We start from the raw sequence: 7,321 nt of genomic DNA on the forward strand, positions 1-7,321 counted from the left end.
CCCCGATACTGGGCGTATCGGGGCGAGCCCGACAACGCAGCGAGCGTGCGTGCCAGACGCCGCCAGGCAGGCGGGACTTTCGAAACACGCCCTAGTGCCGTGACCGGCAGTGTTTGCCGAGAGAGGCACTAGTCACCCTCACCGTGGGGCGGCGGCCAGGCGTCGCCCCACGCGATGTCCCGGGCGGCCCGGTACAGCTCGCCGTGCCGCTTGGTGACCGTGGAGCGCTGCAGGGCCTCGTCGCGGGTGCACAGGTCCAGCAGCACCTGCCCCTTGCGGATCTGCGGCTTGCGGGTGACCCGGGCGGGTACCGGTTCGGTGGCGAAGCGGGTCGCCACGACATAGCTGAACTTCTCGTCCTCGTACGGCAGCGAGCCACCCTTCACCTGCCGGTGCAGCGAGGAGCGGCTGACCCGGGCCGAGAAGTGGCACCAGTCGGTGCCCGGCACGATGGGGCACGCGTCGCTGTGCGGGCACGGGGCGGCGACCGTCAGTCCGGCGGCGATCAGCCGGTCGCGGGCCTCGATGACGCGCGCGTAGCCGTCGGGGGTGCCGGGCTCGACGATCACGACGGCCTGTGCGGCGGCCGCCGCGGTGTCGACCAGCCCGGTGCGCGCCTGCGCCGTCAGTTCCTTGAGTACATAGCTGATGGTCACCAGGTCCGTGGGGTCGAGCTCCAGTCCTGCACCGATCCGGGCCCGCCGCCACTCGGCGGTGCGCAGGGCCTCGATGCCGGAGGCCTCGGCGAGCTCGCGGCCGAGGGTGAGCGCGGGCTCGGCCCAGTCCAGGACGGTGGTCCGCTGGCCTTCCCAGGCCCCGGCGACGGCCCAGCTCGCCGCACCCGTGCCGCCGCCGATGTCGGTGTGCGTGGCGGGCGTCCACTCCGGGGCTGCCTCGCGGAGGGCGGCGAGGGCGGACCGTACCGCTTCGAAGGTCGCGGGCATGCGGTACGCGGCATACGCGGCGACGTCCGAGCGGTCGCGGAGCACCGGGGCATCGGTGGGGGTGGTCCCCCGGTAGTTGGCGATGAGCCTGTCGACGGCCTGCGCGGCCTGCCTGGGCGGCAGCCCGTCGAGGAGTCCGGCCAGCGCCGTGCGCAGGGCTTCCGCGGTGGAGAGGGTGACGTTCACCGACGAATTGTAGGCGGATTCGACCGGTTGTTCCCTGGCCGGTGTCTGTCCCGTCCTGCGCCCCGTCGCCCGGCGCGGGACCTTCGCAGAACAGCGCCGAATCCGAACTGCTGGTAAACCCTGGCCAGTTGCTACGCTGACCGGCGCGACGCCAGGATTGCTCATCGGAGGGGACCATGAGACAGAAGATCGTGCGCCTGACTCTGGTCGCCGGGGTGCTCGTGCTCGCCCTGCTGCTTCTGCTGGCCACGTGCGGTGCCGGGGGCAACCAGGACCGGAAGGGCGCCGACAAGCCGACGAAACCGGTGCCGACGCCCACGGGTCCGGGCCCGGCGACGCAGCTCACGGTTCCTCCCGCGTACACCACGCAAAGCGGCTGGGAGCTCGTCAACACCTCCCCCGACTACGCGATCTCCCGGACGACGGGACGCCTCGGCTATCTGCTGCGGGTCGCCGACAACCAGTACCGGCTGGAGACCATCGACTCGGAGACCGGAAGGGCGGGCTGGAAGGGCGAGAACTGGCGGCCGCCGGCCTCGAAGCACTCCCCCAAGCTGATCCTGGTCACCAAGAACGACGTGGAGTACTTCGTCACCTGGTCGTACGGAAAGGTCGGCGTGAACGCGCTGACCCCGGCCGACACGATCGTCTCCCTCGATGTGTACGACGTGAAGGACGGCGCCCGGCGGCGCATCGAGGTGCCGTGGTCCTCCGCACCGAGCGTGATCGCCTCCGGCCCCGACATCCTGATCAGCGACGGCCGGACGACCAGTGTGGTGGTCGACCCGGCGACCGGACAGTTCTCGAAGATCGCTCCCTCGGCGCTGAAGTACCCGAAGGGCTGCCCGTCCTGCAAGCAGCTCACCGAGGTGTTCGGACTGACGAAGCAGGGCCTCCTGGTGAGCGGGGCACGGGAGTTCTGGGTGCAGGGCGGCTGGTTCAGCCGGAACGTCGCCCCGAAGAACACCGACCGCACCAGCGGAATCCCGACGACCGTGGCCCCCGGCTGGGTGCTGGCCAAGTGGCAGCTCGCCAAGGGGCAGAACCTGGCGCGGACCCATGACCTGTGGGCGGTGCACGACGCGGAGACGGGGAAACCGGTGGCCACGGTGGAGTGCAACAAGGTGGCCATCAAGCCGGGCCAGTACCCGCAGGCCGTCATGTCGCCCTCGGGGGGCTATCTGGTGGCCGGGAACCTTGCCTTCGACCTGACGGCGAAGAAGGGTTTCTGCCTGGAGGCACCGGACGGTTCGAAGCGGCTGACGCTGGCCTCCGTCACGGACGAGGGCACCGCGTACGGCGCGACGAACGTGCGCAACGCGACGGACGCCCTGAACGGCAGCGGCCGCCCGGTCGCCGTCGAGGTCGTCACGGGGACCCCGGAGGGGCTGCCGTCCAATGTGCGGCTGCCGGGCGCGGAGGCAGAGGCAGGCGTCGGCGTGTTCCGCTGGACGGACGAGCTGGACCGGCTGCACCTGCTCGGCTACCCGCGCGCGCCCCGCTGACGGCCTCCCCCGCGGTAGGGAGTGTGCTCCGTACCGCGCGCGGGAAGCCGTAAGGGCTTGCAGGCAAGCAACACCGCGACTCCCTGCAAGCCCTTTGAGCGTCGCGGCCCCGGCCCATGATCCGCCGGACACCCCCACATCGTTCCTGAGCTCCTACGACTGCCGTTGCCAGGGTCGGCACAGGGCCAGGAAGCAGGCCATCGCGCCGACCGCGCACACCACCTGGACGACCGCCATCGGGACGGCCGTCTCCTCCCCCGCGATCCCGACGAGCGGTGAGGCGGCGGCCCCGATCAGGAACGACGACGTGCCGAGCAGCGCCGAGGCGGAACCCGCTGCGTGCTTGGTACGCATGAGCGCCTGCGCATTGGTGTTCGGCATCGCGAGCCCCATCGCCGACATCAGGACGAAGAGCCCGGCGGCGACCGGTATCAAACCGACCTCGCCGAAGATCCCGGACGTCATCAGCAGAAGCGCGACCGCGGCGAGGACGATGACGCCGAGCCCGAAGCCGAGCGCCTTGTCCAGGCTGATCCGGCCCACCAGCAGCTTGCCGTTGATCTGGCCGACGGTGATCAGGCCGATCGAGTTGATACCGAAGAGCAGGCTGAAGGTCTGCGGCGAGGCACCGTAGATTTCCTGGACCACGAACGGCGAGGCACTCACATAGGCGAAGAGCGCGGCGAAGGCGAGGCTGCCCGCGATCATGTAACCGGTGAAGACCCGGTCGCCGAGGAGCCCGCGCATGGTGCGCAGAGCGTCGCCGATCCCGCCGGTGTGCCGTTCCTCCGGCGGCAGCGTCTCGTGCAGCCACTTCCAGACGACGAGGGTGAGCACGACGCCGACGACGGTGAGGACGGCGAAGATGCCCCGCCAGTCGGTGAACCGCAGCACCTGTCCGCCGATCAGCGGCGCGACGATCGGTGCGACGCCGGAGATCAGCATCAGGGTGGAGAAGAACCTGGCCATCTCCACGCCGCCGTACATGTCACGGACAACGGCCCGGGCGATGACGATGCCGGCCGCGCCGGCCAGGCCCTGCAGGAGGCGGAAGCCGATGAGGAGTTCCGCGGTGGGCGCGAAGACGCAGATCGCGGTGGCGAGTACGTAGACCGCCATGCCGAGGAGCAGCGGCCGGCGCCGGCCCCAGCGGTCGCTCATCGGTCCGACGACGACCTGGCCGAGCGCCATTCCGGCGAGGCAGGCGGTGAGGGTGAGCTGGACGGTGGCCGCGGGGGCGTGCAGGGCGTCGGTGACCGCCGGCAGCGCCGGCAGGTACATGTCCATGGAGAGCGGCGGGAGTGCGGTGAGACCGCCGAGGACGAGGGTGACGAGGAGTGCGGTGCGGCGGGCCGCAGCGGTGGCGGCGGGCCCGGCACCGGTGCCCCGGCCGGTCCCGGGCCCGGCTGTGGCATTCGATATGTCTGCGTGCTGGGCTCGGCTCACGCCGGTCTCCGGCATTCTCATCTCCAAATAGTTGAATCCGCCTCTATGCTCTCAGCTCAGCCGGAGTGGTCGAGACCTTTTCTTGGGGGCAGGCATGGGCAGGACCGTGCGTTGGGGCGTGCTGGCTACGGGTGGCATCGCCGCGACCTTCACCGCTGACCTGCAGGCGATGCCCGACACGGAAGTGGTCGCTGTGGCGTCCCGTACGGACACGGCGGCGAAGGCGTTCGCCGACCGGTTCGGCATACCGAAGGCGTACGGCAACTGGGCCGACCTCGCCGCCGACGACGAGGTCGACGTGGTGTACGTGGCCACGCCGCACTCCGCGCACCGGGAGGCCACCGCGCTCTGTCTGGAGGCCGGGAAGCACGTGCTGTGCGAGAAGGCGTTCACCCTCAATTCCCGGGAGGCGGAGGAACTCGTGGCGCTCGCCCGGGACCGTGGTCTCTTCCTCATGGAGGCGATGTGGACGTACTGCAACCCGGTCGTCCGGCGGCTGACCTCACTGATCGCCGACGGCGCCATCGGCGAGATCCGTACCGTGCAGGCCGACTTCGGGCTCGCGGGTCCGTTCGGCCCGGACCACCGGCTGCGGGACCGGGCGCTCGGCGGCGGCGCGCTGCTGGACCTCGGGGTGTACCCGGTGTCGTTCGCGCATCTGCTGCTGGGTGAGCCGGACCGTGTCCAGGCCGATGCGCTGCTCTCCCCGGAGGGCGTCGATCTGAACACCGGCATGCTGCTGGGCTGGGAGTCGGGGGCCACGGCGCTGCTGAGCTGTTCGGTCACCGCCGACACCCCGCAGACCGCGTCGGTCACGGGCACCAGGGGGCGGATCGACTTCCCGCGCGGTTTCTTCTACCCGGAGCGGTTCGTGCTGCACCGGGAGGGTCACGACCCGCAGGAGTTCACCGCGGGGACCGCGGGCGACGGGCTCCGCGGGATGCAGTTCGAGCAGGCGGAGGTCCTGCGCGCGCTGCGGGCGGGTGAGACGGAGTCGCCGCTGGTGCCACTGAACGGATCGCTGGCGGTGATGCGGACGCTCGATGCGGTACGTGACCGCATCGGCGTCCGCTACCCGGCGGACGACATCGGCTGATCGATCGGGGAATCACCCCTCGGAGCCCGAACCGGCCGCCCAGCGGCGACTTTTGAGGCGAAAGGCGTACGCTGCGGCTTCATGAGCAACAAACTGTTGAACCCTGATGCGAGGACGGCCGTCGTCACGGGCGCGGGCTCCGGGATCGGCCGCGCGGTGGCTCTCGCTCTGACGGGCGCCGGCTGGTCGGTGGCGCTCGCCGGCCGCCGCCCCGAACCCCTCGCCGAGACTGTGGAACTGGCCGGGCCGCACGCCCGGGCGATCACCGTCCCCGCCGACGTCTCCCGCCCCGAGGACGTGGACGCGCTCTTCTCCTGCGTACGGGAGTGGACCGGCCGGGTCGACCTGCTGTTCAACAACGCGGGCACGTTCGGCCCGCGCTCCGTCCCGGTCGAGGAGCTCTCCTACGAGGACTGGCGCACGGTCGTCGATGTGAACCTGACCGGGGCCTTCCTGTGCGCGCAGGCGGCGTACCGGCAGATGAAGGAGCAGGACCCGCAGGGCGGCCGGATCATCAACAACGGCTCGGTCTCCGCACATGCGCCGCGCCCCCACTCGGTGGCGTACACGGCGACCAAGCACGCGATGACCGGACTGACGAAGTCACTGTCGCTGGACGGCCGTCCGTACCGGATCGCCTGCGGCCAGATCGACATCGGGAACGCGGCCACGGAGATGACGGAGCGGATGCGGACCGGCATCCTCCAGGCCAACGGGGAACTGGCGGTGGAGCCGGTGATGGCAGCGGCGGACGTGGCCCGGACGGTGGTGCACATGGCGGAGCTGCCACTGGAAGCCAACGTGCAGTTCGCGACGGTCCTGGCGACGACGATGCCGTACGTGGGCCGGGGCTGACGATTCCTTGCGCGCGCCGCCGATCGAGCCGAGCGGCACGCTCCGGGACTCCTGCTCCCGGACGAAGAGGAGTACCGGCTTCGAGAACTGTCACCGGGCCCGCGGGCCGGGGTCCGGGGCGCCGGCCCGCCCCGGGCGGGAATGCCCTGGACCGCGGCAGGGTTGAGCAGCGTCATGAGTGAGATTCCAGGAACCGAGGTCCTGCGCTACACCGCCTTCTCCGCCGACCCGCAGGGCGGCAATCCGGCGGGGGTCGTCCTCGACGCGTCCGGTCTCGACGACGCGGCGATGCTCGCGATCGCGGCGGAACTCGGCTACAGCGAGTCAGCCTTCCTGACCGGACCGGGCACTTCGGGCGAATCGGGTGGTCGCGGCTACACGATCCGCTACTTCAGCCCGAAGGCCGAAGTCCCTTTCTGCGGCCACGCCACCGTCGCGACAGCCATCGCCCTCGCCGAGCGCAACGGCCCCGGCGACCTGGTGTTCACCACTCAGGCGGGTACGGTCCCGGTCACCGTCGCCCAGGACGGCACCGAACTCCGCGCCACCCTCACGAGCGTCGAACCGCACGTCACGGATGTCGCCCCGGACGACCTGGCCGAGGCACTGGCCGCCCTGGACTGGCCGGCCGGCGACCTGGACCCGGCCCTGCCGCCACGGATCGCCTATGCGGGCGCCCGCCATCTGGTGCTGGCCGCCGGAAGCCGGGAGCGCCTCGCCGACCTCGACTACGACTTCGCCCGCCTCGAAGCGCTGATGCACCGGCTCGACCTGACCACGGTCCAGCTGGTGTGGCGCGAGTCGGCGACCGTCTTCCACGTCCGCGACCCGTTCCCGGTCGGCGGCGTGGTCGAGGACCCGGCGACGGGTGCGGCGGCGGCCGCCTTCGGCGCGTACCTGCACGAGCTGGCACTCGTCCCGGACGCCGCGGTCCTCACCCTCCACCAGGGCCAGGACATGGGCCGCCCCGGCACGCTCACGGTCGAACTGCGCGCGGGCGACGCGCGAGTGCGGGTGAGCGGCACGGGAACGCGTATCCCCGCGGCGCAGTGAGCAACCGGCCGAGGCCGGACTGCTGACGTCATCGGAGGATGTGCCGGGCGTGGGCGGCGCCGAAGCCCGTCGCAGGGCGTCGGGAGCCCACTCCCTGTCGTGGGGCAGGCCGTTACGGCCTCCCCCGCGATGGGGAGTGGATCAGCGAGCGGCGTCGTGCGGCTTCGATGGCAAGGCGGAGGAGGGAGTCGACGCGGAGCGTCGGTGACCGACGACAACGCCGCCAGCGGAGTCGC

The 7,321-nt window shown here is 71.2% G+C and carries 6 protein-coding genes; 4 read left to right on the forward strand and 2 right to left on the reverse strand.

Going from position 1 to position 7,321, the window contains the following annotated elements; translation table 11 throughout:
• Positions 1-128: 128 nt before the first annotated feature.
• Positions 129-1,130, reverse strand: coding sequence for a small ribosomal subunit Rsm22 family protein (locus AB0915_RS37395; protein ID WP_366695618.1), 1,002 nt, complete (start codon positions 1,128-1,130; stop codon positions 129-131).
• Between the two features lie 176 nt (positions 1,131-1,306).
• On the opposite strand from AB0915_RS37395, the gene AB0915_RS37400 reads away from it, so the two are divergent.
• Positions 1,307-2,635 (forward strand): hypothetical protein, encoded by a 1,329-nt coding sequence (locus AB0915_RS37400; protein ID WP_366695620.1) that lies wholly within the window; start codon positions 1,307-1,309, stop codon positions 2,633-2,635.
• A gap of 153 nt (positions 2,636-2,788) precedes the next feature.
• On the opposite strand, the gene AB0915_RS37405 is transcribed toward AB0915_RS37400, so the two are convergent.
• On the reverse strand, positions 2,789-4,096 hold the full coding sequence (locus AB0915_RS37405; RefSeq protein WP_366695628.1) for a multidrug effflux MFS transporter: 1,308 nt from the start codon (positions 4,094-4,096) through the stop codon (positions 2,789-2,791).
• 79 nt (positions 4,097-4,175) lie between these two features.
• Between AB0915_RS37405 and AB0915_RS37410 the strand changes: the two genes are divergently transcribed.
• The 3 genes from AB0915_RS37410 (at position 4,176) to AB0915_RS37420 (ending at position 7,085) form a co-directional block, all read left to right on the forward strand.
• Positions 4,176-5,177 (forward strand): Gfo/Idh/MocA family oxidoreductase, encoded by a 1,002-nt coding sequence (locus AB0915_RS37410; protein WP_366695622.1) that lies wholly within the window; start codon positions 4,176-4,178, stop codon positions 5,175-5,177.
• Positions 5,178-5,258: 81 nt separating this feature from the next.
• Positions 5,259-6,032: an SDR family oxidoreductase gene (locus AB0915_RS37415; protein WP_366695624.1), complete on the forward strand. Its 774-nt coding sequence runs from the start codon at positions 5,259-5,261 to the stop codon at positions 6,030-6,032.
• Between the two features lie 174 nt (positions 6,033-6,206).
• Positions 6,207-7,085: a PhzF family phenazine biosynthesis isomerase gene (locus AB0915_RS37420; RefSeq protein ID WP_366695626.1), complete on the forward strand. Its 879-nt coding sequence runs from the start codon at positions 6,207-6,209 to the stop codon at positions 7,083-7,085.
• Positions 7,086-7,321: the final 236 nt, after the last annotated feature.

Source organism: Streptomyces sp. NPDC048411, assembly GCF_040704695.1.
Classification (GTDB): Bacteria; Actinomycetota; Actinomycetes; order Streptomycetales; family Streptomycetaceae; genus Streptomyces.